This is a genomic window from Nonomuraea glycinis, assembly GCF_035920485.1.
Lineage (GTDB): Bacteria > Actinomycetota > Actinomycetes > Streptosporangiales > Streptosporangiaceae > Nonomuraea > Nonomuraea glycinis.
In genome coordinates this window covers 4,681,865-4,707,530 of sequence record NZ_CP109166.1, presented here as the reverse complement: position 1 = coordinate 4,707,530, position 25,666 = coordinate 4,681,865, and the positions used below count along the sequence as shown (strand labels likewise).

At 67.7% G+C, this 25,666-nt stretch carries 20 protein-coding genes; 15 read left to right on the top strand and 5 right to left on the bottom strand.

What is annotated here, in order from left to right; translation table 11 throughout:
* The first annotated feature begins 34 nt into the window (after positions 1 to 34).
* Both OHA68_RS22265 and OHA68_RS22260 read left to right on the top strand, forming a co-directional pair.
* Positions 35 to 838: an SAM-dependent methyltransferase gene (locus tag OHA68_RS22265; RefSeq protein WP_327109359.1), complete on the top strand. Its 804-nt coding sequence runs from the start codon at positions 35 to 37 to the stop codon at positions 836 to 838.
* A gap of 1 nt (position 839) precedes the next feature.
* Positions 840 to 1,739: a TIGR03619 family F420-dependent LLM class oxidoreductase gene (locus OHA68_RS22260; protein WP_327109358.1), complete on the top strand. Its 900-nt coding sequence runs from the start codon at positions 840 to 842 to the stop codon at positions 1,737 to 1,739.
* A gap of 14 nt (positions 1,740 to 1,753) precedes the next feature.
* Here OHA68_RS22260 and icmF read toward each other — a convergent pair whose 3' ends face one another.
* Positions 1,754 to 5,017 carry a fused isobutyryl-CoA mutase/GTPase IcmF gene (gene icmF, locus OHA68_RS22255; protein ID WP_327109357.1) on the bottom strand — a complete coding sequence of 1,088 codons (3,264 nt, stop codon included), beginning with the start codon at positions 5,015 to 5,017 and terminating at the stop codon, positions 1,754 to 1,756.
* A gap of 98 nt (positions 5,018 to 5,115) precedes the next feature.
* On the opposite strand from icmF, the gene OHA68_RS22250 reads away from it, so the two are divergent.
* A complete protein-coding gene (locus tag OHA68_RS22250) occupies positions 5,116 to 6,156 on the top strand; it encodes a glucose 1-dehydrogenase (RefSeq protein WP_327109356.1) in 1,041 nt (346 codons plus the stop codon).
* 14 nt (positions 6,157 to 6,170) lie between these two features.
* Here the strand turns inward: OHA68_RS22250 and OHA68_RS22245 are convergent, their stop codons facing one another.
* Together OHA68_RS22245 and OHA68_RS22240 are read right to left on the bottom strand one after the other, a co-directional pair.
* Entirely contained in the window at positions 6,171 to 7,010 is an 840-nt protein-coding gene (locus OHA68_RS22245) for a CHAP domain-containing protein (protein WP_327109355.1), read from the bottom strand.
* Between the two features lie 167 nt (positions 7,011 to 7,177).
* Entirely contained in the window at positions 7,178 to 7,948 is a 771-nt protein-coding gene (locus tag OHA68_RS22240) for a PP2C family protein-serine/threonine phosphatase (RefSeq protein ID WP_189138500.1), read from the bottom strand.
* A 76-nt stretch (positions 7,949 to 8,024) separates the two neighbouring features.
* On the opposite strand from OHA68_RS22240, the gene OHA68_RS22235 reads away from it, so the two are divergent.
* The 12 genes from OHA68_RS22235 (at position 8,025) to OHA68_RS22180 (ending at position 23,259) form a co-directional block, all read left to right on the top strand.
* Positions 8,025 to 9,803, top strand: coding sequence for an N-6 DNA methylase (locus OHA68_RS22235; RefSeq protein ID WP_327109354.1), 1,779 nt, complete (start codon positions 8,025 to 8,027; stop codon positions 9,801 to 9,803).
* A 37-nt stretch (positions 9,804 to 9,840) separates the two neighbouring features.
* Positions 9,841 to 10,731 (top strand): serine/threonine-protein kinase, encoded by an 891-nt coding sequence (locus tag OHA68_RS22230; protein ID WP_189138502.1) that lies wholly within the window; start codon positions 9,841 to 9,843, stop codon positions 10,729 to 10,731.
* 186 nt (positions 10,732 to 10,917) lie between these two features.
* Positions 10,918 to 12,222: an ABC transporter substrate-binding protein gene (locus tag OHA68_RS22225; protein WP_327109353.1), complete on the top strand. Its 1,305-nt coding sequence runs from the start codon at positions 10,918 to 10,920 to the stop codon at positions 12,220 to 12,222.
* Positions 12,219 to 13,175 carry a carbohydrate ABC transporter permease gene (locus OHA68_RS22220; RefSeq protein ID WP_327109352.1) on the top strand — a complete coding sequence of 319 codons (957 nt, stop codon included), beginning with the start codon at positions 12,219 to 12,221 and terminating at the stop codon, positions 13,173 to 13,175. Before OHA68_RS22225 ends, OHA68_RS22220 begins: the two co-directional genes overlap by 4 nt.
* A complete protein-coding gene (locus OHA68_RS22215) occupies positions 13,172 to 13,975 on the top strand; it encodes a carbohydrate ABC transporter permease (protein ID WP_189138505.1) in 804 nt (267 codons plus the stop codon). The genes OHA68_RS22220 and OHA68_RS22215 overlap by 4 nt, the downstream gene beginning before the upstream one ends.
* Positions 13,972 to 15,342 carry a GH1 family beta-glucosidase gene (locus OHA68_RS22210; RefSeq protein ID WP_327109351.1) on the top strand — a complete coding sequence of 457 codons (1,371 nt, stop codon included), beginning with the start codon at positions 13,972 to 13,974 and terminating at the stop codon, positions 15,340 to 15,342. Before OHA68_RS22215 ends, OHA68_RS22210 begins: the two co-directional genes overlap by 4 nt.
* Before the next feature lie 32 nt (positions 15,343 to 15,374).
* Positions 15,375 to 16,370: a LacI family DNA-binding transcriptional regulator gene (locus OHA68_RS22205; RefSeq protein WP_189138507.1), complete on the top strand. Its 996-nt coding sequence runs from the start codon at positions 15,375 to 15,377 to the stop codon at positions 16,368 to 16,370.
* Positions 16,371 to 16,771: 401 nt separating this feature from the next.
* The gene (gene asnB / locus OHA68_RS22200; RefSeq protein ID WP_327109350.1) at positions 16,772 to 18,502 is read left to right on the top strand and encodes an asparagine synthase (glutamine-hydrolyzing); all 1,731 of its coding nucleotides are present in this window, start codon (positions 16,772 to 16,774) and stop codon (positions 18,500 to 18,502) included.
* Entirely contained in the window at positions 18,496 to 19,770 is a 1,275-nt protein-coding gene (locus tag OHA68_RS22195; RefSeq protein WP_327109349.1) for a nucleotide sugar dehydrogenase, read from the top strand. The genes asnB and OHA68_RS22195 overlap by 7 nt, the downstream gene beginning before the upstream one ends.
* Complete coding sequence (locus OHA68_RS22190; RefSeq protein WP_327109348.1) at positions 19,767 to 21,428, top strand: asparagine synthetase B family protein; 1,662 nt, start codon at positions 19,767 to 19,769, stop codon at positions 21,426 to 21,428. Before OHA68_RS22195 ends, OHA68_RS22190 begins: the two co-directional genes overlap by 4 nt.
* A gap of 25 nt (positions 21,429 to 21,453) precedes the next feature.
* Entirely contained in the window at positions 21,454 to 22,506 is a 1,053-nt protein-coding gene (locus OHA68_RS22185; protein WP_327109347.1) for an alcohol dehydrogenase catalytic domain-containing protein, read from the top strand.
* Between the two features lie 156 nt (positions 22,507 to 22,662).
* Positions 22,663 to 23,259: a hypothetical protein gene (locus OHA68_RS22180; RefSeq protein WP_327109346.1), complete on the top strand. Its 597-nt coding sequence runs from the start codon at positions 22,663 to 22,665 to the stop codon at positions 23,257 to 23,259.
* A 102-nt stretch (positions 23,260 to 23,361) separates the two neighbouring features.
* On the opposite strand, the gene OHA68_RS22175 is transcribed toward OHA68_RS22180, so the two are convergent.
* Together OHA68_RS22175 and OHA68_RS22170 are read right to left on the bottom strand one after the other, a co-directional pair.
* Positions 23,362 to 24,096 (bottom strand): aspartate/glutamate racemase family protein, encoded by a 735-nt coding sequence (locus OHA68_RS22175; RefSeq protein ID WP_327109345.1) that lies wholly within the window; start codon positions 24,094 to 24,096, stop codon positions 23,362 to 23,364.
* Positions 24,096 to 25,598, bottom strand: a complete 1,503-nt coding sequence (locus tag OHA68_RS22170) for an NCS1 family nucleobase:cation symporter-1 (RefSeq protein ID WP_327109344.1) — start codon at positions 25,596 to 25,598, stop codon at positions 24,096 to 24,098. Before OHA68_RS22170 ends, OHA68_RS22175 begins: the two co-directional genes overlap by 1 nt.
* Positions 25,599 to 25,666 lie beyond the last annotated feature (68 nt).

The following is a 25,666-nucleotide window of genomic DNA, read 5'->3' as shown; positions in this document are numbered from 1 at the left end:
AGAATCACATTCTCTTGAATCGGGGGATCGTCGGTTGGAGCGAGACTCGCTGGGCTTTGATCCGAACACGCCCAACGTCGCCCGCCTGTACGACTACTACCTTGGGGGCAAGGACCACTTCCCGGCGGACCGCGAGGCCGCCGAGAAGATTCTCGCGGTGGCTCCCGAACTGCGAGCCGCCGCACGCGCCAACCGGGCCTTCCTGGGGCGAGCCGTGCGGTTCCTGGCGGGCGCCGGGATCCATCAGTTCCTGGACATCGGCACCGGGCTGCCCACGCAGGGCGCCGTGCACGAGGTCGCCAACGAGATCCTGGGCAACAGCAAGGTCGTCTACGTGGACGTGGACCCGGTGGTTCTGGTCCACGCCAGAGCGCTGCTCGAATCGGCCGAGGACACGAGGGCGGTGGAAGGCGACCTCAGAGCACCCCAGGAAATCCTGAAAAATCCGGATGTCACGGAGGTCATCGACTTCACCAAGCCGGTCGGGATCCTGCTGGTCGCCGTCCTGCACTTCATCGACGAGGCCGACGACCCGCAGCAGATCATCCGTACCCTGCGCGAGGCCATGGCGCCGGGCAGCTACCTCGTGCTGTCCCACGGCACCAGCGACGCCCGCGCCGCGGCCGTCAGCAAGGGCACCGAGGTCTACAAGAACGCCACCTCGCGGCTCTTCCTGCGCGACCGCAAGCGGATCGAGGCCCTGTTCGAGGGCTTCGAACTGCTGGAGCCAGGGCTGGTCTGGCTGCCGGAGTGGCGGCCCGACGAGACCGACCGGATCGACTTCATCGAGCACCCGGAAGCCTCGCTCGTCGTGTGCGGCGTGGCCAGAAAGAGCTGACGTGCGGATCGGCCTGGCGGTTCCCCAGTACGGCCGGTTCGCCTCGCTGGGCAGCCTGCGCCTGGTCGCGTGGGAGGCCGAGGCCATGGGCTTCGACTCCCTGTGGGTGGGTGACCGGCTGCTGACGCCGCTGGAGCCCAGGGACCGCTATCCGGGCGGCGACGGCCTGATCCCGAAGGAGCACGGCGTCTTCCTGGACCCGTTCGCGGTGCTGACGGTCGCCGCCTCCCTCACCTCCCGGGTCCGGCTGGGCGCCAGCGCGCTGAACGCCTGCTGGTACGCTCCCCCGCTGCTGGCCCGCTCGCTCACCACCATCGACCGGCTCAGCGACGGTCGGCTCGACGTCGGCCTCGGCCTCGGCTGGTCCTCCGACGAGTACGCGGCCGTCGGCGTGCCGTGGCAGTCCAGGGCCGCCCGCTACGAGGCCACGCTGGACGCGCTGGAGGCTATCTGGCACAGCGATCCGGTGGCCTACTCCACCGAGCTGTGGACCGTGGCGCCCAGCCACATCCACCCCAAGCCCGTCGGCCGTCCGCCGCTCTACCTCGCCGGCTTCGCGCCCGACGCGCTCGCCCGCATCGGGCGCAGGGCCGACGGCTGGCTCACCGCCGCACTGCCGCTGCCCATGCTCATCCCGATGTGGGATGCCGTACGGCGCAGCGCCGAGGCCGCCGGCCGCGACCCGGAGGCGCTGCGGATGGTGATGCGGGCCAACCCGATCATCACCCGTGCGGGCCAGGGGACGCCGCCGGTGAGCGGCACCGTGGCGCAGATCGCCGGCTACCTGGCCGAGGCGGCGGCGGCCGGGGTCCACGAGATCTTCCTGGACCTCCAGCTCACCGCCAGGGACGACCAGCACCTGCTCAAGCTGGCCGAAGAGTTCAGGTCCCACCTGACCTGACCACTTCGGCGTCGTCAGACGTTGCGCCTGTACTGGCCGCCCGCTTCGAACAGGGCCTCGGTGATCTGGCCCAGCGAGCACACCCGGGCCGCCTCCATCAGCACCTCGAAGGCGTTGTCCTCGGACATGGCCGTCTCGCGCAGCCGGGCGAGGGCGGCGGGCGCCTCGTCGCGGTGGCGCTCGTGGAAGGCGTGCAGCCGGTCCAGCTGAGAGCGCTTCTCCTCCTCGGTCCCCCTGGCCAGCTCCAGCCGGTGCGGCTCCTGCTGGTCGGCGCCGTCCGGGCCGCGGAAGGTGTTCACGCCGACGATGGGCAGCGAACCGTCGTGCTTGCGGGTCTCGTACAGCATGGACTCGTCCTGGATGCGGCCGCGCTGGTAGCCGGTCTCCATCGCGCCCAGCACGCCGCCCCGGTCCGACAGCCGCTCGAACTCGCTCAGCACCGCCTCCTCCACCAGGTCGGTGAGCTCGTCGATGATGAACGACCCCTGCAGCGGGTTCTCGTTACGGGCCAGCCCCCACTCGCGGTTGATGATGAGCTGGATCGCCATGGCCCGGCGCACCGAGTCGGCCGACGGGGTGGTGACCGCCTCGTCGAAGGCGTTGGTGTGCAGGCTGTTGCAGTTGTCGTAGACGGCGATCAGGGCCTGCAGGGTGGTGCGGATGTCGTTGAAGTTCATCTCCTGGGCGTGCAGGGAGCGGCCCGAGGTCTGGACGTGGTACTTGAGCTTCTGCGACCGTTCGGCCGCGCCGTACCTCTCCCGCATGGTGACGGCCCAGATGCGGCGGGCCACCCGGCCGAGCACGCTGTACTCGGGGTCCATGCCGTTGGAGAAGAAGAACGACAGGTTGGGCGCGAAGTCGTCGACGTTCATGCCGCGCGCCAGGTACGCCTCCACGTAGGTCAGGCCGTTGGCCAGGGTGAAGGCGAGCTGGCTGATGGGGTTGGCACCGGCTTCGGCGATGTGGTAGCCGGAGATCGACACCGAGTAGAAGTTGCGCACCCTGCTGCGGATGAACCACTCCTGGATGTCGGCCATCATCCTGAGCGAGAACTCGGTGGAGAAGATGCAGGTGTTCTGCCCCTGGTCCTCTTTGAGGATGTCCGCCTGCACGGTGCCCCGGACGGTGGCGAGCGTCCTGGCCCGCAGGTCACGCGCTTCTTCTTCGTACGGGGCCCGCCCGTGCTCGGCCTGGAAACGGTCCATCGCCTGGTCGATGGCGGCGTTGAGGAAGAAGGCGAGGATCGTGGGAGCCGGGCCGTTGATCGTCATCGACACCGAGGTGTTGGGCGCGGCCAGGTCGAAGCCGTCGTACAGGGCCTTCATGTCGTCGAGCGTCGCGATCGACACCCCCGAAGTGCCGACTTTTCCGTAAATATCGGGGCGCAGGTCGGGGTCGTTCCCGTACAGCGTCACCGAGTCGAACGCGGTGGACAGCCTGGTCGCGGGCTGTCCCTCCGACAGCAGCTTGAAGCGCCTGTTGGTGCGGAACGGGTCGCCCTCGCCGGCGAACATCCTGGTCGGGTCCTCGTCGTCCCGCTTGAACGGGAACACCCCGGCGGTGAACGGGAACCTGCCCGGCAGGTTCTCCGCCCGCAGGAACCGCAGCAGCTCGCCGTGGTCGGTGTAGCGGGGCAGGGCCACCCGGGGGATGCGGTTGCCGGAGAGCGTCTCGCGCCACAGCGGCGTGTGGATCTCCCGGTCGCGCACCTTCACGACCAGCTCGTCCGCGGTGTACTGCTCCTTCGTCGCGGGCCAGGAGTCCAGCAGCGCCCGGCTCTCCTCGCTCAGCTCCCGCTCGGCCCGCTCGCTCAGCTCGGCCAGCCGGGCGTCGGCCGCGCCCTCCCCGTCCCCGTTACCGGCACCGGCACTGGCACCGGCACCGGCACCGGCACCGTCCAGGAGCGCGCGCACCTCGGTGAGCTGCTGCCGGCGGCGGGCGACCTCCGCCTGCGCCCGCGTCTCGGCGTGGTAGCCGCGCACCGTCTCGGCGATCTCCGCCAGGTAGCGCACCCGTGACGGCGGCACGATCGCGGCCGACGCCTGCGAGGTGCGGCCGCGCACCGCCGCCAGCAGTCCCGGCCCGGCCGGCAGACCCTTGTCCACCAGCAGGTCCTTGAGATGGTGGTAGAGGGCGGTGACGCCGGCGTCGTTGTAGCGGGCCGCGATCGTGCCGAAGACCGGCATCTCGTCCGGCGAGACGCCGAACGCCTCGCGGTTGCGGACGAGCTGGCGGCGCACGTCGCGCAGGGCGTCCTCGGCGCCGCGCCGCTCGTACTTGTTGATCACGACCGCCTCGGCGAAGTCCAGCATGTCGATCTTCTCGAGCTGGGAGGCCGCGCCGAACTCGGGCGTCATCACGTAGATGGGCACGTCCACGTGCGGCACGATCCCGGCGTCGCCCTGCCCGATGCCGGGCGTCTCCACCACGACGAGGTCGTACCCGGCGGCCCGGCAGGCGGCGATGACGTCGTCCAGGCAGGCGGGCACCTCGTTGGGGGCGCCCCGGGTGGCCAGCGAGCGGAAGTAGGTCTGCGGGCTCAGGCTGTTCATCCTGATCCGGTCGCCGAGCAGCGCGCCGCCGCCGCGCCTGCGGGTGGGATCGATCGCGATGATGGCGATGCGCAGCTTGTCGTCGTTGTCCACCCGCAGCCGGCGGACCAGCTCGTCGGTGAGCGAGGACTTGCCCGAGCCGCCGGTGCCCGTGATGCCCAGCACCGGCGCGGACCGGCCCGCCGCCCGCAGCCCCTCGACGAGCTCGGCGGGGGCCCGGCCGGACTCGATCAGGGTGATCGCACGGGCCAGGGCCGGCTGGTCGCCCGAGACCACGGCCTCCACGGTGGGCGCGCCCCCCGGCTCGACGTCGCACTCCTCGATCAGCTTGTTGATCATCCCGGGCAGGCCGAGCCGCTGGCCGTCCTCGGGCGAGAAGATCCGGGTGACGCCCCGGGAGTGCAGGAGGTCGATCTCCTCGCGCACGATGACGCCGCCTCCGCCGCCGTACACCTTGACGTGGCCGGCGCCGCGCTCGCGCAGCAGATCCACCAGGTAGGAGAAGAACTCCACATGCCCGCCCTGGTAGGAGCTGATCGCCACGCCCTGCACGTCCTCCTGGATGGCGGCGGTGACGATCTCGTCCACCGACCGGTTGTGCCCCAGGTGGATCACCTCGGCGCCCTGGGTCTGCAGAATCCGTCGCATGATGTTGATCGCGGCGTCGTGGCCGTCGAACAGCGCTGCCGCTGTGACGAAACGGACCGGATGGACGGGAACGTGCACGCCTGATCACTCCTTCACGGGGCCTACAACCGAAGATACTAGGACGTCCTACTATTTCCCAAGGGCTGTTGGGTAGTAGTGCCCTCGGAGGTGAGGCCATGCGTGCGATCACGCTGATTCCCGGCAAACAGGGCACGCTCGGGGTGACCGAGGTGCCGGAGCCGGAGCCCAAGCCGAGTCAGTTGCTCGTCCAGGGTCTGGCCCTGGGCATCTGCGGGACCGACCGGGAGCTGAACTCCGGGGAGTACGGCTGGCCGCGGACCGAGCCCATGATCCTCGGTCACGAGTCGCTCGGGCGGGTGCTCCAGTCGCCGGAGGGCTCCGCCTACTCCCCCGGCGACCTCGTGGTGGGCGTGGTCCGCCGGCCCGACCCCAAGCCGTGCCCCGCCTGCGCCAGGGGCGAGTTCGACATGTGCCGCAACGGCGAGTACACCGAGCGCGGCATCAAGGAGCTGGACGGCTACGGCAGCGAGCGGTGGGTCGTCGAGGCCGGCTACGCGATCAAGATCGACCCCGCCCTGGGCGAGCTCGGCGTCCTGGTCGAGCCCGCCTCCGTGGTGGCCAAGGCCTGGGAGCACATCGAGGCCATCGGCTCGCGGGCCTGGTTCGGGCCGCAGAACGTGCTCGTCACCGGCGGCGGGCCGATCGGGCTGCTGGCCGCACTGCTCGGCAAGCAGCGCGGACTCGACGTCCACGTCCTGGACCGCGCCACCGAGGGCGTCAAACCCTCTCTGGTGGCCGACCTGGGCGGCACCTACCACGCGGGTGACAGCATCGAGTCCGTCGGCTTCAAGCCGGACATCATCGTCGAGGCCACCGGATCACCCACGCTCGTCGTGGAAGCCATGCTCAACACCGCGGCCGCCGGCATCGTCTGCCTCACCGGCGTCTCCAGCGGCGGGCGGCTCATCCGGACGGACGCGGGCCAGATCAACCGGGACATCGTGCTGGAGAACGACGTGGTCTTCGGCACCGTCAACGCCAACCTGCGCCACTACCGCGCCGCCGCCGCCGCGCTGGCGAAAGCGGACCAGGACTGGCTGTCCCGGCTCATCACCCGGCGCCTGCCCCTGGACCAGGCCCCGGCGGCCTTCGAGCCGGGCGAACACGTCAAGGTGGTCATCAACCTGGAAACCTGACGCCCCCGCACCGCTCAGTCTCTCGGTTCGTACGGTCTGCGTCTCGTGGGGGTGCGGGCCGCCGGGGGCCGGGTCTTGGTGGCCACCGGGCCGGAACGCGGCTCAGGCGCCGTGGGAGTGTCCCTCGACGCACCGGCCTCGGTGCGGGCGCGGGTCCGTGGGCGCGGGACTTCAGGCGGGAAAGGCCGGGCCGGGGGTGGCGTGGAAGATGGCTCGTTCCAGGGCCAGTGGAAGCGGCGGTGGTGACCACGGCGACGGCCGGCGAGGCGGAGCGAGACCACGACGGTGGTGGCGACCATGACCACCAGCAGGGCCAGCGGCGACCCCAGGACGTCCAAGGGTGAGCTCTCCCGCGCCCCTGAGCGCTCGCCCAGCGGGAACGGCTGATCGGTGGACCGGATCTCCTCCGGGGCGGCGTTGGCCTTGACCACGCGCGGCAGGCCGTACCCGACGACCTTGTCCGTCTCGCGGACCTTGCGCTTGAGCCAGACGCGGTCCACGTTCGCCTCGATGGTGTGGATCTTCTTGCCCTCGACCCGCTCGACGATGCCCACGTGGTCGATGCCCTTGTAGCTCTTGCCGCCCTTCCAGTCGAAGAAGACCAGGGCTCCGGGCTCCGGCCGCTGGGACCAGGCGTCCTTCTTGATGAACCAGACCGCGTGCGAGGGGGTCCAGGCGAACTGGCCGACATAGTCGCTGACGCCGGCCTTGTCGGCGGCCCAGGCGATGAACATGTCACACCACGGCGCGTCCCGATACTGCGGATCCTTGAGGCGGTCCGCGTACCAGTGGCCGAACTTGGTGTGTTCGCCCTTCTTCTCCCGGTAGCCGAGTTCTTCGCGGACCGTTTTCAATAACTCTTCAGCGATCGGGTCCAGCTTGACTCCCCCCAGAATGTGGCAGATCACGATGGACTGTAATAGCGGCATCGCGCACGTGCGCGGGACACACGGAAAGTGTCAAGCTATGAGCCGAAATATCGGTCTTGGGGCTGTTGGGGGTGGTGAGACAGATGGTGCGGTCAGCAGCCGGCGCCCACGCGGAAGATGTGCGTGTCGCCCGCGCCCGGCGTGACCACGTCCGCGACGATCACCGTCACGTTGTCCGGCGAGCCGCCCTCGTTGGCCAGGTCGATGAGCCTCTGGACGGCCAGGGCCGGGTCTGTCACCGTGGTCAGCACCTCGTGCAGGACCTCGGGCCCGAGCACGGTGGTGAGCCCGTCGGAGCAGAGGAGGTAGCGATCATCCGGCTCGGCCTCGCGCAGCGCCATGTCAGGCTCCGCCCTGCCCTCGCTGCCCAGCACCCGCAGCACCATCGAGCGGCGGGGGTGCACGGCGGCTTGGTCTTCCGTGATGCGCCCTTCGTCCACCATCGACTGGACAAGTGTGTGATCCTTGGTCATCTGATAGAGCGCACCATCGCGAAGCAGGTAGCCGCGGGAGTCACCGAGATGAGCAAGGGCGAACCGGTAACCGTCCCAGAGCATGGCGGTCACCGTGGTCCCCATCCCCCTGCGCGCGGGGTCGATGTCGGCCAGCTCGACCAGCCTGCGCGCGGCCTCGTGCACGGCGCCTTCGAGCACGGACTCAAGGTCGGTGCCCGTCTCGGGAAGCGTGGCATCCAGCTCGCGCATCACGGCGATGGCCGCCGAGCTCGCCAGCTCACCGGCCGCATGCCCACCCATCCCGTCAGCCACCACGAGCAACCGGCCGGACGCGTAGCCAGAATCCTCGTTCTGCTCCCTGCGGCGGCCCACGTCTGATCCGGCGGCATAGCGGATGTTCTGCTTCATAACCAGCAGTAAATCACTGGTTGAAAGACTTCACAAGCAGATGCGCTGAAGACTCGGTTGAACTACTGTGGCCTTCATGAGCCACGACCCGACCCTGAACGCCGGGGACATCGCCCGGCTCGCCGGTGTCGGGCGCGCGGCGGTGAGCAACTGGCGCCGCCGCCACGACGACTTCCCGCCGCCGGTCGGCGGCACCGCCCATCAGCCCCTCTTCTCCCTGCCCCAGGTCGAGGCCTGGCTGCGCCGCTATGGGAAGTCCTACCAGGTATCCCTGGGAGATCGGGCGTGGCAGCGCCTGAAAGCCGCAGGCGATTTGCGGCTCGGCGCGGCGGTCGCTCAGGCGGGGGCGCACCTGACCACCGGCGAGAGCAACCTGGAGCCCGAGCTGGCCGCGCTCGTGTCGGAGTTCGCGGACCGGCACGGCGCGCTGACGGCGTACGAGTTCCTCGTCGAGCGCTACCTCGAAGCCCACTCCCGGCAGCTCTCCGTCACCCGCGACGACATCGCCGAGTTGATGGTCCGCCTGGTCGACATCGCCCCCGCCAACAGCCCTCCCCCGGCCTTCGGCCACCCCGAGATCCTCGACCCCGCCTGCGGGGTGGGGACGCTGCTGCTCGGCACCGGCTCGGCGCGGGTGCTCGGGCAGGAGCTCAGCGAGGCGTCGGCGGGGATCGCGGCGGCCCGGCTGCGGCTGCGCGGCGCCGAGGCGGCGATCGTGACGGGCGACGCCATGCGCTACGACGGCTTCGCCGGGCGGAAGGCCGACGCCGTGGTCTGCGACCCGCCGTTCAACGAGCGCGCGTGGGGTTACGAGGAGCTGGTCGGCGACCCTCGCTGGGAGTACGGCCTGCCGCCGCGTGGGGAGCCCGAGCTGGCCTGGGTGCAGCACTGCCTGACGCACGTCAAGCCCGGCGGCCTGGTCGCGATCCTGATGCCGCCCGCCGCCGCCAGCCGCAAGGCGGGCCGCCGCATCCGCGCCAACCTGCTGCGCGCCGGGGCGCTGCGGGCGGTGGTGGCGCTGCCGGGCTCCGACCTGTGGCTGCTGCGCCGGCCGGCCGCCGGCGAGCGCCCGCCGTCCGACGTGCTGATCCTGGACGCGGCGGCCGACCTGGCGGTCGTCGAGCCGGCCTGGCGCGCCTACCTGGAGGACGGTTCCGGCCAGTCCGTCCGCATCATCGACCTGCTGGCCGACGAGGTCGACATGACGCCGGCCCGTCACCAGCGCCGCGACGACCTGGGCCGGGCGTTCACCGAGACCCGCGAGCGCTTCCTGGCCGCCGCCGCCCTGCCGCCCGACCTCAAGGTCCTCGACCAGCCGCTCGACCAGCCCGTCACCACGGTCGGCGACCTGATCAAGGAGGGCCTGGTGACGGTGGTCCAGGCGCCGCCCAGGATGGCCGTCGGCGACGGCGACGTCCCGGTCCTCACCGTCGACGACGTGGCCAACGGCACGCCGGCGTCCGGGCTGGCCTCGCTGTTCAAGGGCCTGGTCACGGTCCGGCCGGGCGACGTGGTGGCCTCCTACTCCAGCGTGCGGGTGATGGCCGAGGGAGGTTACGCGCTCGGGCCGCATCTGACCCTCTACCGGGTGGACGCGCGCAGGCTCGATCCGGACTTCCTGGCGGGGTTCCTGCGGGCCGCGGGCAGCCGCGCCTCCACCGGCTCCAGCAGGTTCGACGTGCGCCGCACGCGCCTGCCCAGGCTGTCGCTCAAGGAGCAGCGCGCCTACGGCGAGGCGTTCAGGCGGCTCGCGGTGCTGGAGGACGCGCTGCGGGAGACGTCGGCGCTGGGCCAGACACTGATCCGGCTGGGGCTCGACGGGTTGACCGACGGCCACCTGCACCCGCAGTCCTGACGGTGTAGTTTTTCCGAAAGACGGCGGGAGGGGGCTAATGGTCATCGGGGACCGCTATGCGCTCGATGCCCTTCCCCTCGGGCAGGGCGGCATGGGCGCGGTGTACGCCGGCCATGACCGCCATCTGGACCGCAGGGTCGCGGTCAAGCTCCTCAGGCTGCCCAGCGGCCCTGACCAGGAGCTGGAGCGCAGGTTCATCCGCGAGGCGCGCATCCTGGCCAGGCTGGAGCATCCCGGCGCGCCCGTCCTCTATGACTTCGGCACCCACGAGCAGCGGCTCTATCAGGTGATGCAGTTCATCGAGGGCGTCACGGTGGCCGACGTGGTGAGCGAGCACGGGCCGCTGCCGGTGCCCTGGGCGGCCGCCATCGCCGCCCAGGCGTGCGCGGTGCTCTCGGCCGCGCACGCGCTGTCGATCTGCCACCGCGACCTCAAGCCGACCAATCTCATGCTCTGCCCCGACGGCAGCGTCAAGGTGCTGGACTTCGGCCTGGCCATGCTGCGCGACGCCGACGTGACGACCTTCACCAGGGTCGGGCAGATCCTGGGGACGCCCGCGTACATGGCGCCCGAGCAGATCCAGCACGGCGTCGCCGAGCCGCGCAGCGACCTCTACGCGCTCGGCTGCGTGCTGCACGAGATGCTGACCGGGCGGCAGCTGTTCACCGGGCCCACGGACTATGTGGTGTTCGAGAAGCAGGTGAAGCAGCGCCCGCCGGCCGTTCCCGGGGTCCCCCGCGAGCTGGGCACGCTGCTGGCCCAGTTGCTGGAGAAGAAGCCGGGCGACCGGCCGGCCGACGCCGACGAGCTCTATCGGCGGCTGGAGCCGCTGGCGGTGTCGCTGCCGATGCTGCCGGGGTTCCTCACGCAGGCGCCGAGTCCGGGCCGGATGTACGCCCGCATGGTCGGCCGCGTCCTCAACGGCTAGAAGCCCGTCCCCGCCTGAAATCCCTGCTTACATGGGAGCGCTCCCCATCCTGAAGTGCCGAGAGATCGCTCTCTCGGTAACGGCGATTGTTATCGCACAATCGTTGACAGCCCCTGGTTATGGCCGCGAATCTGGCGAGAGAGCGCTCTCTCAGTCACCCCCTTGGTACGAATCCAGGAGAGTTCCATGACCTCCCGTTTCCGGCGACTTGCCGTACCCTTGATCACCGCGTCGGCACTCGCGCTCGCGACCGCCGCGTGCGGCGGCAGCGACACCGCGTCCGGCCCCGCGTCCGACGGCGCCGCCGCGCCCGCGGAGAAGATTCAGCTGAAGGTCGGGCTCTTCGGCGACCTCGGCTTCAAGCCGCTGTACGAGGAGTTCAAGAAGACCCACCCCAATGTGGAGATCGTCGAGAACATCACCCAGTTCAACGACCACCACAACAACCTCGTCAAGCGGCTGGCGACCAACGCGGGCGCGGGCGACGTCGAGGCGGTCGAGGTCGGCTACATCAGCACTTTCACCGCCCAGCCGCAGAAGTTCCACGACCTCAAGCAGTACGGCCTCGACAAGCGGCAGGGCGACTACCTCGACTGGAAGTGGCAGCAGGGCCTGAGCAAGCAGGGCGGGCAGGTGCTCGGCCTTGGCACCGACGTCGGCGGGCTGGCCATGTGCTACCGCAAGGACCTGTTCAAGAAGGCCGGGCTGCCCGAGGACCGCGAGGAGGTCGCCGCGCTCTGGCCGACCTGGGAGGACTACATCGCCACGGGCAAGAAGTTCGCCGCGGCGGACGTGGCCGGCGCCAAGTTCGTGGACTCCCCCGGTGAGATCTTCCGCGCGATCGTGAACCAGGCCCCGACCGGCCTGTACGACCCGCAGGACAACCTCGTCGTGGACTCCAACCCGGACGTCAAGAAGGCCTGGGACCTGTCCAACCAGATCACCGCCGAAGGGCTGACCGCCAAGCTCGCCGCCTTCACCCCGCCATGGAACACCGGCTTCGCCAAGGGCTCGTTCGCCACGATCATCTGCCCGGCCTGGATGACCGGCTTCATCCAGGAGCAGGCCAAGGACGCCACCGGCAAGTGGGACATCGCCACCGTCCCCGGCGGATCGGGCAACAGCGGCGGCTCCCACCTGATGGTGCCCAAGCAGAGCAAGCACCCGAAGGAGGCCGCCGAGCTGGTCGACTTCCTCACCACCAAGGACGCCCAGGCCCAGATCTTCAAGGAGGAGGGCATCTTCCCGTCGATCCCGGCGCTCTACGACGACCCGTCGATCCAGAGCTTCACCAAGCCGTTCTTCGGTGACACGCCCATCGGCAAGATCTACTCCGAGGCCGCCAAGGCGCTCAAGCCGCAGCACCTCGGCCCGAAGGAGGCCGACGTCCGCACGGCCATCGGCAACGGCCTGGGCCGGGTCGAGCAGGGCAAGCAGACCCCGGACGAGTCGTGGGCGCAGGTGCTCGAGGACGTCAAGAAGATCAAATGAGCACCCTTCCCCTCGCGGTCACCCGACCACGTAGGCGGAGCATGCGGCACACCCTCGACACGAGGGTGTCGCCGTACGCCTACGTCGCCCCCTTCTTCCTGCTGTTCGGCGCGTTCGGCCTCTTCCCGCTGTTCTATACGGCCTGGGTCAGCCTGCACGAGTGGACGCTGCTGGACGAGGAGCAGACGTTCATCGGGCTGAAGAACTACGAGACGCTGCTCGCCGACGGCTACTTCTGGAACGCCACGTTCAACACGCTGTCGATCGGCGTGCTGTCGACCGTGCCGCAGCTGGTGCTGTCCATCTGGCTCGCGCACCTGCTCAACCGGCGGCTGCGCTTCCAGACGCTGTTCCGGATCTCGCTGCTGCTGCCGAACGTGACCAGCGTGGTGGCCGTCGTGGTGATCTTCAGCCAGCTGTTCGGCCGGGACTTCGGGCTGATCAACTGGATGCTGTCGCTGGTCGGCGTCGGTCAGATCGACTGGGCCGCCGGGACCGCGACCTCGCACATCGCGCTCTCCGTGATGATCATGTGGCGGTGGACCGGCTACAACGCGCTCATCTTCCTGGCCGCGATGCAGGCCGTGCCACGGGAGCTGTACGAGGCCGCGACCCTGGACGGCGCGAGCGGCGCCACCCAGCTGCGCCGGATCACCATCCCGATGATCCGGCCGACGATCATCTTCGTGGTCATCGTCTCCACCATCGGCGCCATGCAGGTCATCGCCGAGCCGATGCTGTTCGGCACGAGCAGCGGCGGCGGAGGCGGCCTGGTGAGCGGCGGGCCGGACCGGCAGTTCCAGACGCTGGCGCTGTACGTCTACGAGCAGGCGTTCACCGTGTTCGACTTCGGCTACGCCTCGGCGGCGTCGTGGGTGATGTTCCTCATCGTGGTGCTGGTCGCCGGCGTGAACTTCCTGCTCAGCAGGCGCGTGAAGGGTGGTCTGCTGTGAGACTGCGCTATCTGACGCTGACCGCGGTGGCCTTCTTCTCGGCCTTCCCGCTCTACTACAGCGTGGTCGTGGCCTCCCGGCACAACTCGGCGCTGGCCGAGGTGCCGCCGCCGCTGCTGCCCGGCGGCAATTTCTTCGCCAACGTGGCCCGGGTCTTCGACACCGTGCCCTTCGGGCTCGCGCTGCTGAACTCGGTCATCGTGGCGGGGTCGATCTCGCTGGCGGTGATGTTCTTCTCGACGCTGGCCGGGTTCGCCTTCGCCAAGCTGCGCTTCCGGGGCAAGAACGTGATGCTCGTCATCACGGTCGCGACCATGATGGTGCCCGCCCAGCTCGGCATCATCCCGCTCTACATGCTCATGATCAAGCTGGAGTGGACCGGCACCAACTACGCGCTGATCGTGCCGGCGCTGGTCAACGCCTTCGGCGTGTTCTTCATGACGCAGTATCTGTCCAGGGCGCTGCCGAACGAGCTGCTGGAGGCGGGACGGGTCGACGGGTGCACGACCTGGGGGCTCTTCTGGCACGTCGTGCTGCCCGCCGCCCGGCCGGCGGCGGCCGTGCTCGGCATGCTGACCTTCATGTCGGCCTGGAACGACTACTTCTGGCCGCTCGTCGTCCTCACCCCGGACAATCCGACGGTCCAGGTGGCGCTGTCGACCCTCGCCAGCGGGTACGTCAACGACTACGTGCTGGGGCTGGCCGGGACCGCGATCGGCACACTGCCGCTCGTCCTCGTCTTCGCCCTGTTCGGTAAGCAAATCATCGGCGGAATCATGCAAGGAGCGGTCAAGGGATGATTTTCCCGGAAAACTTCGTCTGGGGCGCCGCAACGGCTTCCTACCAGATCGAGGGGGCGGTCAAGGAGGACGGGCGCGGCCAGTCGATCTGGGACACCTTCTCCCATGCCCCCGGCAACGTGGCGGACGGCGACACAGGGGACGTCGCCTGCGATCACTACCACCGTTACCAGGACGACGTCGAGCTGATGCGTGAGCTGCGGCTGGCGGCCTACCGGTTCTCGGTGGCCTGGCCGCGCATCCAGCCCGACGGGCAGGGGCCGGCCAACCCGCGCGGGCTGGCGTTCTACGACAGGCTCGTGGACAAGCTCCTGGAAGCCGAAATTTCGCCGTACATCACGCTTTATCACTGGGATCTTCCCCAAGCGCTGGAGGACCGCGGCGGCTGGGCGAACCGCGACACCGCCTACCGCTTCGCCGACTACGCCCAGCTCGTCCACGACCGGCTGGGCGACCGGGTGCACGACTGGGCGACCCTGAACGAGCCGTGGGTCGCGGCCTTCCTCGGCTACGGCAACGGCGTGCACGCCCCCGGCCGCAAGAACCCGGCCCACGCCCTGCGCTCGGCCCACCACCTGATGCTGGGCCACGGCCTGGCGGCGACCCGGCTGCGGGAGCTCGGCGCGCGGAGCATCATGCTGGTGGTCAACTCCTCCCCGGTGCTGACCCCGGCCCAGGTCAACGACCCGCAGGCGGTCGCGAGCGAGGCCGACGCGGCGGCCGTCGACCGCATCCACGCCCTGCTCACCAGGCAGTTCCTCGACCCGGCGATCCACGGCCGTTACCCCGAGGAGGTGCTGGCCGCCGCCGCCCGCAACGGCGGCACCGAGCACATCCAGGACGGCGACCTCAAAATCATCAACGCGCCGATCGACCTGGTCGGGATCAACTACTACAACCCGTGCGTGGTGCAGGCCGGTCCCGGCCGGCCCGCCGACGCGGCCTGGCCGGGCTCGGAGGACGTCGAGTTCGCCGCGGCGGACGCGCCGACCACCGCGATGGGCTGGCCGATCGTCCCCGACGGCCTGTCCAGGCTGCTGGTACGGCTCTCGCAGGACTATCCGCAGGTGGGCCTCATGGTCACGGAGAACGGCGCGGCCTTCGACGACGTCGTGCAGGACGGCCGGGTGCACGACGTGGACCGCGTGTCCTACCTGCGGGGACACCTGCACGAGGTGGGCCGGGCCATCGAGCAGGGCGCCGATCTGCGGGGCTACCTCGTCTGGTCGCTGCTGGACAACTTCGAGTGGGCGGAGGGCTACCGGCGCCGGTTCGGCATCGTGCACGTGGACTACGCGACGCAGACCAGGGTGCCCAAGGACAGCGCGCTGTGGTACCGCGACGTGATCGCCGCGAACGGCCTGTAGATTCCTTCCGTGCTCTCCTGTTTGATGCAGTCATGAGACGTCCGACCCTGGAGGCGGTCGCCGCCCGGGCGGGCGTCTCCCGGGCCACCGCCTCCCGCGTCGTCAACGGCCAGACGACCGTGGCGCCGCAGATCCGCGACGCGGTGCAGCGCGCGATCGACGAGCTGGGCTATGTGCCCAACTCGGCGGCGCGCAGCCTCGTCACGCAGCGGACCGACTCGATCGCCCTGGTCGTCTCCGAGCCCCCGACCAGGGTGTTCTCCGAGGACCCGCTGTTCTCCACGGTGATCCGCTCGGCCAGCTACGAGCTGGAGGCGGTCAACAAGCAGGTCGTGCTGATGCTCGCCTCCTCGGCCGAGAGCCACGCCCGGGTGGAGCGTTACATCGCCGGCGGGCACGTGGACGGCGTCATGCTCATCTCCATGCACGGCGCCGACCCACTGCCGTCCGCGCTGTCCCGCCTGCGCGTGCCGGTCGTCTCCTACGGCCGTCCCGCCGTCCCCGTCGAGATCCCGTACGTCGACAACGACAACGTCGGCGGGGCCGAGACCGCGGTGCGTCACCTCGTCGGCCTCGGCCGCCGCCGGATCGCCACGATCGCCGGCCCGCAGGACATGATCGGCGGCCAGGACCGGCTCACCGGCTACCGCAACGTGCTGCACGACTCCGACCACCGCTCGATCGTGGCCGTCGGCGACTTCACCCGCGAGTCCGGCGCGGTGGCCATGCGCCAGCTCCTGCGCGACGACCCGTCGCTGGACGCCGTCTTCGTGGCCAACGACCTGATGGCGGTCGGCGCCCTGCAATCGCTGCGCCAGGCGGGCCGCCGGGTGCCCGACGACGTGGCGGTGGTGGGCTTCGACGACATCGAGGCCGCCCGCTACACCGAGCCGCCGCTGACGACCGTGCGCCACCCGATCGCCGAGCAGACGGCGGCCATGGTCGGCCTGCTGCTGCGCCTGTTCGGCGAAGGCCCCGCCGTCCCGGTGATCCTGCCCACCGAGCTGATCATCCGCGAGTCGGCCTGACCAGGTGGGCGCGGTCGGGCGCGCGGGTCATGCCAGCCGAGAAAGTCCAGGTTGTCGGCTGAGATCCCGGGGCACGGCCAGGCGTTGGGCCTCTCCTTTGGAGCAGCTGACGAACGAGGTCCGAACGACGGATTCGGCAAGGGCTGCGACAGGCCACCATAACCTCAGCCTTTAAGGCTCTCTAGAACCATAATGCGACTATCTGTCCCACCAAAACCCGTCCCCATCTTGGCTTGCAGGGCACACCCAGTTTCGGCCAAAGTCATCCGGCCGCCCAACCTGCCGAAACGGCAACCGGAGAGATCAATTCCATCCGGATGGACGCGAACACCTTCATCCATATTTGGGCGCATGCAACTTCTGCACAATTCAGGAAGGTAATTCTCGTATAGTTTAGTGGCATGTGTGGGATCAGCGGCCACCTGGCCAGACGTGGTACTGCGCGTAGCGACCTCGTGCGAACGATGACAGAAGCACTGAAGCACCGCGGGCCCGATGGCATGAACTTCTACGACACAGCCGAGGTGTCACTGGGGTTCAACCGTTTGGCGATCATCGATCCTGGCGGGTCCTGGCAACCATTCATCAACCACGACTCCACAATCGTCCTGATCGTCAACGGTGAGATCTACAACTATCGGGAGCTTCGGAAGGATCTCCTCAGTAAGGGGCACGTCTTCCGGAGCAAAGGGGACTGCGAAGTCATCCTGCACCTCTATGAGGAGCACGGAACGCTGTTCCTCGATCGACTTCGCGGAATGTTCGCACTCGCGCTATGGGATGAGCGGATGGGACGGCTCCTGCTGGCGAGAGACCGCCTGGGAGAAAAACCGTTATATCTGCGCGAGTCCCCTGACGGACTCCTCTTCGCCTCGGAGGCCAAGGCGCTGATCGCAGCGGGCGTCGATGTCGAGTTGGAGCCGCGAAGCGTCAACGCGTACTTTCATCTCGAATACGTTACCGAGCCCGACAGCATCCTGCGCGGCGTGCAAAAGATTCCCGCCGGCCACCTCATCACTGTGAACACGAAAGACTGGGCGATCCACGATCGTCCGTACTGGCTGCTCGATGCGGCCGAAGCGCGCGCGGACAGGCCGGATCACGTCATCGCCGATTTGCTGCGGGAGCTGTCACCACTCGTTGCCCACGCCGATCAACCGATCGGAGTCGCGCTCAGTGGTGGGATCGACTCAAGCATCGTGGCCGCATTGGCCGCGCGAGACGCCGATATCCGCCCGAAGGCCTTCAGCGTCGGATACACCGGCCACCGCGGTATCGACGAACGGGAACTCGCCCGATCCTTCGCCAACGAGCTCGATATGGAGTTCCACGAAATCGAACTCGGGCCGGCCTCGGTTGTTCGGCTGTTCCCCCAGGTCGTCGCCGCGTGGGATGACCCGATCGCGGACATGGCCGGAATCTGCTACTTCGCCGTGATGCGCTCCGCCCGGGAGGCGGGCGTCCGTGTGATGTTGCAAGGTCAGGGTGCTGACGAGCTGTTCTGGGGCTATCCCTGGGTGCGTGAGGCGATGCGGCGTGCCGACCGTGGGAGCGCGCCCATCTTCTATGAGCTGGATCCCGATTTTCGCGAGGCCCGAGATGACGGCCCGCGATATTACGGCGAGGCCATGCGGGGACTCACGCCACCGCTCTTCCCGCCCACGCCCCCCGATCAGCTGATCATGTCGACCTATCTCCGCGAGAACGGGATCGCTCAAGGTGACCGTCTGAGCATGGCCAACTCGGTCGAACTCCGGCTGCCATTTGTCGATCACCATCTCGTCGACGCGGTGATCGGGCTTCGTAAAGCCGCACCCGATCATCACGAGCCGCCTAAGCACCGGCTCCGGGAAGCGGTCAGATTTCTCCTGCCGACCGCGATCATCGATCGCCCCAAACGTAGTTTCTCCCCACCGATCAAACAGTGGTACGAGATCTTGTTCGCCTCTTATGGAGAACTGCTCCTCGAAGGCGAACTGGTCCGCCGCGGCATAATCTCGCCTGCCGCCGCCCGCGAGTTGACCAAGGCACATTTTCCTCCGGGTGGAGGCTCTCCCTTCGCTTTCAAAGCCCTCGCACTGGAAATGTGGTGCCGGCACAACCTTTTACGGAGAGGAGCACGTCCTTGCTGATAACAGTGGTGGGGCTGGGTTATGTCGGGCTCACGGCCGCGGTCGGGCTCGCGGAATCCGGTCACAAGGTGATCGGCATCGACCACAATCCTGACCGCATCGAGCTACTTCAGCGAAAAATCATCCCCTTCCACGAGCCTGGTCTGGAAGCGGCGCTGAGCGCGGTGCCGATCGACTTCCGCACCGAAACGACCGAACTCACCGACGTGGTCATCGTGGCCGTCTCCACGCCTTTGCTGCCCGGCGACGAGGTCGACACCCGGGAAGTACGCAAGGTGATCGGCACCGTGATCTCGAGTATCCAGGCGCCCTCGTTGATCATCGTCAAGAGCACGATTCCGCCCGGCACCAGCGACGAACTGGTCAACGAATTCCCCGAACTCAGAGAGCGGTACATCCATAATCCCGAGTTCCTGAGCCAGGGCCAGGCCCTCGCCGACTGGCGCACGCCCGATCGCCTGGTGCTGGGCCTGTGGAATCAAGCACTACTCCCCCTCGTCGAAGAGCTCTACCACGACCTTTCCGCCCCCCGGGTCGTCACCGCCCCCCGGGAAGCCGAAATGGTCAAGTACGCCAGCAACGCGTTTCTCGCCACGAAGATCAGCTTTGCCAACGAGATCGCCCGCTGGTGCGAAACACAACAAATCAACGTCGACGATGTGATCAAAGGCGTGTCGCTCGATCCTCGAATGGGCCAGGGCTTCTGGCGGCCGGGCCTTGGCTACGGCGACTCCTGCCTCGGGAAGGATGTCGCCCTGCTGACCCGGCGGGCCCGCGATTCCGGCCGAACCATGTTATTGCTCGAATCGGTGACCGAAGTCAACACCCGGCAACAGATGTTCCCGATGGATTTCGTCCATGACATCAGCCCGGCCCCCGATGTCGCGGTATTGGGTCTGCTCTACGAACCAGGGAGCGACGACATGCGCGCCGCGCCGAGCCTACGGCTGATTCCCGCACTGGCCGCGCGGGCTGCCCGGCTGCGTGTATGGGACCCGGTGCTGACCGCCGAGACGGTGCAGGCGCTCTTCCCCGGTGTCGATCACGTGGAGAACGTCACAGCAGCCGTTACCGGCGCGACCGTCATCATCGCGCTGACCGAGTTTCCCGAGGTCACTGGGCTTGACTGGCACACGGTAGCTCAGGCCGCCGCCCCCGGCTGCCTGGTCATAGACGCGAAGAACATGCTGGATCAGACCGGCGTCATCAGTGCGGGACTGACGTACCGGGGCGTCGGACGGGTCCCCGCCGATGTGGAGGAACCATGACACTCCTGGTACGGACGATCAGGCTTCCGGAACGCGACTACCTGCCGGACGAGTCCCCCGCGCACTGGTCTTGCGTCGTTGACGACGTGGAGATCAGGGCCGATGACCGATGCTCTGTCCATGAGACGGCCGGCGGCGTCTGCGTGCTCGACGGATGGTTGTGCGGCGGAGAAGGCGCCGCCGGGCTCTACGCCAGCTATCAGAACGGAGGCATAGAGGCAGCTGTCTCACGAGACGGTCATTTCACGGCAGTCGTGCTCGACCGTATTCGGCATGAACTGCACCTGCTCAACGACACCGGCGGCTTTGGGCACGCCTATCTCTGGACGTCCGGTCACCAATTCGGCTACAGCACCGACCTCCGGCGCCTCGCCTGGAACGGCATCTCGCTGTCCCACGAGGGAATGGCTCTCTACCTGGCCTTCCAATACGTGCCCGCGCCGTACACCATCTTCGAGGACATCCGCCGACCGCAACCAGGCACGGTCATCACCCGTCGGCACGGCCGGCTTTCAGAAAGGCACGTCGATCATCGCCCGCCATCGGCCGACGATCTGATCGGGGAATCGGAAGAGCCCGAGCCACTGCCAACGGAACCCTTCTTCGAGGTGCTCACCACCGCCCTGCGGGAACGGACTGCGGACGTCGAACGGCTCGGCATGACGCTCAGCGGCGGAATCGACACCAGCACCAACGCCGTCCTGCTGACACGCCGGCTAGGCCGCAGGCCGGTGGCTTACACCGCGTCGTTCGCCGAGGCGGGATACGACGAGTCGGACTACGCCGCGCTGGTGGCGGATCATCTCGAGCTGGAGCACATCGTGATTCCGGTACGGCCGTCCGATCTGCACGTGCTGCCGCGACTGGTGCGAGACTTCGAGACTCCCAACGCCGACCAGGCGGCCTTCGCCACCCACCTGCTGGCCACAGCGGCAGCCGAACGATGTGACCTGATGGTGACCGGCGAGGGCGGCGACGAGGTACTGGGATTTCCGATGTCGCCCTCCGATGACATCCACTGGGCCAGCTTGCCCGGCGATTCGACGGCACTCGCCCGGCTCTACCTGAACCGAATTCGGCTGGCCGACGAGACATTGCATCAACGGTTCTCGAAGAGCCTGGACGTACCAGCCGATCTGCCCGTTCGCGTGCTGGCCGGGATCTACGAGGAGCACCGCGCCCGGTCCGGACTCGATCGCCTGCTGTTCGGCCAGTGGCGCACGTGGCTGACCGAGGGCGTCTACATGAAGGACACACGGGTGTTCGGCGGCGCCGGACTCGACACCGCGCTCCCCTTCGCCGACCCCAGAGTGCTGCGTTTCGTCGCCTCCTTACAGGCCCGGGCACGCTACGACGCTCTGGACGGCAAGGAACTGCTCCGATCGGGGATCCGCGGCCACCTGCCTCCCGCCATCCTCACCCGGGCAAAGCACAAGTTCTGGATCCCCTTCGAAGAGTGGTTCCGCGGCCCTCTCCGCGACCAACTACACGATTCCCTCCTTTCTCGTCAAATCATCTCAGACACCTTCGAACACGACATAGTTCGCAAATTGGTAGAGGAACACGACGATAATGTATCGGACCACAGTCGAGTGTTATGGTCCCTGATCTTTCTATACTTCTGGCTGGACAATCTTCCGTCTATGCGATCTCAATGAGCTACGGAAAGGCCAGGAGGCTACATTGCGGGCACTCACTATCATTCCCGGACACGCAAACTCCGCTGCGATTACCGAACTGGATGATCTCGATCCCAAACCGGATCATCTCATCATCCAGGGCGTATCGCTCGGGATATGCGCGACCGACCGGGATCTCGCCTCCGGCCTTTTCGGAATGGCGGCCAATGGCCATAACCACCTCGTCCTCGGACATGAATCAGTAGGACGCGTCATCCACGCACCCGTGGGCTCCTCCTGCGCCCCTGGCACACTCGTGACCGGCTATGTCCGCTTCCCCGACCCAATCCCCTGCTCCGCCTGCGCGGCAGGGGAGTCCGACATGTGTGTCAACGGCGCCTACACCGAGCGTGGCATCAAGGGCCGGGATGGATTCGGGTCGGAGATGTGGACGTCCCATCCCGATGACGTACTGGCGATTCCGTCGTCCATGGTGAGCACCGGCGTGCTCGTGGAACCTGCCAGTGTGGCCGCCAAAGGCTGGGCCCACATCGACGCCATCGGAAAGCGGGCGTGGTTTGCCCCCCGCGTCGTACTCATTTCCGGCGCGGGGACGGTTGGGTTGATGTGCGGACTTCTCGCCGCCGGGCGCGGACTGGAAGTCCACCTGTTCGATCGATTGAAGTCGGGGCCACGGCCACTTCTTGCCCGCGGCCTTGACGCCCATTATCACACCGGGGATATATCCACGGTGATGCAGAAGATCTCGCCCGACATAGTCATAGACACGACGGGAGCAGGCGATGTGGTGACGGAGGAGATAAAAGGCCTGAACCGAAACGGAATTCTCTGCATCATCGGTTTTTCTTGGCCTCCGCTCGATCTCTCGGTGGACGCCAACCACCTCTACCGCGAGATGGTGATGAGAAACAACGTGACCTTCGGGATCGTCAATGCCAGCAGAGAACATTTCAAAGCGGCGGCCGAGGCGCTCGCCAACGCCGAGCAAAGTTGGCTGGAAGAGTTGATCACCAGGAGACTGCCACTCTCCCGGGCCGTGGAGGGTTTGCTCATCCGTGACGACGACATAAAGACAATAATAGAAATAGGCGGATGAGCTAATATGGATGTGACAGTCGGTGACATAGTCGGCAATGTTGCCGCCAGCATAGTCGTTGCATTAGCTGCCTTCACCGTAGGACTACTCGCAGAGCGTTACCGAGGCAGAAGGGCACTGGACCACATGAAGTGGCTTGTTGGACGTGCCCAAAACGTGCAGATCGTACTGCCGAGTTTCGGCATCGAAAGCCTGCCCATTCCCCACCTCGGCGTAGAGGCCAGGTTCCCGGCGAACGTCATGTTGATGCCGATGGCGGAAGGCGTCGCCATCGCGAAGCTCACCGACGGCATTCGAGCCGTCAGTCGCAGATGTTCTTTCCGTATGCACCCGGCGACAGAATACGACTCCTCGGCCGCCATGACATTTTGCATCGGCGGTCCGAGCGTCAACGCCGTGTCACGCAAAATCATCGAGGAGCAGTTCTCCGAGTTCGAGATCCTCTACCCCGAGCACGAGGGCCGCTACGGCTCGACACATTTCCGCCCCCGCCGTGACACCGAAGATACCCTCCGGGAGGACTACGGTTTCGTCTTCGTTCACTGGCGCAGCCCCACCGAGTGCAGCGTCATCCTTTGCGGCGTTTGGGCCATGGGAACGGACATGGCGGCAAGGGGCTTGCTGGAACTCGGGAAGCATCACGATGCGCTGGCGCTCCTGCGTGAGCGCAAGAACTGCCTCTTCACCTACTACGGCAAGGTCGAAGGGTTCACCGGCGGAGAGATCTCGCTGATTGAAACCCGCAGCCTCTGACCAGCATATCTGACGATCATGCGAGGTCGAGGACGGGGACAGCCATTGATGGAAATGCGCTATCGCGCCATAGAAGATGCTGTGATTCCGCAGGCGCCGGGTTCAGATGGTGAAGTCGTGGAGCAGGCCCGAGTAGCGTTTGGGCAGCGGGTGGGCGTACTCCCCTCGGGTGCTCGTGCGCAGGCCGAGGGCGACCAGCGACTCCACGAGCTTGGTGGCCGCCGCCACGCCGTCGATCACCGGGACGCCCAGGTCCCGCGAGACCTCCGTACAGAAGTCCGCCATGCCCGCGCAGCCCAGCACGATCGTGTCGCTGCCGTCGGCCTCCAGCGCGCTGGCGCACAGCTCGGCCACCACCTTGCGGGCGTCGGAGGCGGGGTCGTCCAGGTCCAGGACCGGGATGTCACAGGCGTGCACGCCCCGGCAGGCGGCGCCGAAGCCGTACTCACGGGCCAGGTGCCAGGCGCGGCCGACCGTTCTGGACAGGGTGGTGACGACGCTGAAGCCGCTGCCGACCAGGGTGGCCGCGTGCATGGCCGCCTCGGCGATCCCCACCACCGGACCGGCGGCCAGCTCACGGGCCGCGTGCAGGCCCGGGTCGCCGAAGCAGGCGATGACGTACCCGTCCACGCCGTCGCGCTCCCCGGCCGCGATCTCCGCGAGCAGCCCCGGCACGGCCAGCGCCTCGTCGTAGTGGCTCTCGATGGAGGCCGGCCCCATAGCGGGGCTGACGGCCGTGATGACGGTGGCAGGCGCCGCGACCGCCCGGGCGCAGCGGCCGATGGTCTCGGTCATGGCCCGGGCGGTGTTGGGGTTGATCACCTTGATGTGCGCCATCAACCGTCCTGCACGCTGATGGAGATCCGCGGAGTACGGCGTTCCAGCGCGATCAGCGCCACGAAGCCGAGCCCGCAGCCGATGAACCAGCTGTAGTCGGAGATCCAGCCGTAGTCGGCCGTGGTGACGCCGAGGTCGATCAGCATCTTCGGCAGTAGCACCGAGGCCATCGCGGGCACGCCCGCGGCGACGGTCGCCCAGACGGCGTTGGGGTTGAACCCGCCGCGGAACCAGTAGCGGCCCTCCGGGTTCATGGTGAACATGTCGTCCACGATGACCCGCTGCCGCGCGCAGATGTAGTAGCCGGCGATCAGGATGCCGAACAGCGGCCCGATGAGCGCGCCGAGCAGGCCCAGCGTGTAGTGGATGGCGTCCGGGTTGCTGTACCAGTTCCACGGCGTGAGCAGCACCGAGCCGACGGCCGCGATCATGCCGCCGGTGCGCCAGCTGATCCGCTGCGGGCTGACGTTGGAGAAGTCGAACGCCGGCGAGATGAAGTTGGCCACGATGTTGATGCCGACCGTCGCGATGACGAAGGTGAGCCCGCCGAGCAGGATCGCGAACGGCGTGTCGATGCGCTCCACGGTGTGGATCGGGTCGGTGATGAGCTCGCCGAAGACGGGCACGGTGGCCGAGGCGGTGATCACGGTCAGCACGGAGAAGAACAGGAAGTTGATCGGCAGCCCGAGGAGGTTGCCCCGCTTGACGGCCTCGAACGATCCGGCGTACCGGGAGAAGTCCCCGAAGTTCAGCATCGGACCGGAGAAGTACGACACGACCAGCGCGATCGCGCTGAGCATGACCGGGATGGACTCGGCGAAGCCGAGGCTCTCCCCCTGGGAGAGGTCGAGGCTGATGTTCTCCCAGCCCGCCTGGCTCACCAGGTAGATGGCCAGCGCCAGCATGACGACGTAGACCGCCGGCCCCGCCCAGTCGATGAACCGCCGGATCGACTCCATGCCCCGCCAGAAGACGGCCGCCTGGGCCACCCAGAGAATGGCGTAACAGATGTAGCCGAGCGCGGACAGCCCGAGGAAGGTCGGCGTGTTCAGCGCGGCCGTGGCCGGCCAGAACTTGAGGAAGACGATGATCAGGGCCTGCGAGGCGAGGTACGTCTGCACGCCGTACCAGGCGATGGCGATGACGCCGCGGACGATGGCGGGGATGTTCGCGCCGAGCACGCCGAAGACGGCCCGGTTGATCACCGGGTACGGCACGCCCGTGACCTGGCTCGGCTTGGCCACCAGGTTGCAGAACACGTTGACGATGACGATGCCGGCGACGAGCGCGAACAGCACCTGCCAGCTCGCCAGCCCGAGCGCGAACAGGCTGCCCGCGGTGACGTAGCCGCCGACGCTGTGCACGTCGGACATCCAGAAGGCGAAGATGTTGTACGACGACCAGGTCTGCTTCTTCAGCGGCGCCAGGTCCTCGTTCGCGAGGCGGGGGTCGTAGTCGGGCTCAGGCTCAGTGAGAGGGCGGGGGGCGGGAGGCTCGATCATCGCGGCATCCTGGGGGGATAGATTGCTGCTGTGGATTGCCCTGCCTGTTAAGTAACCACTTAACACTG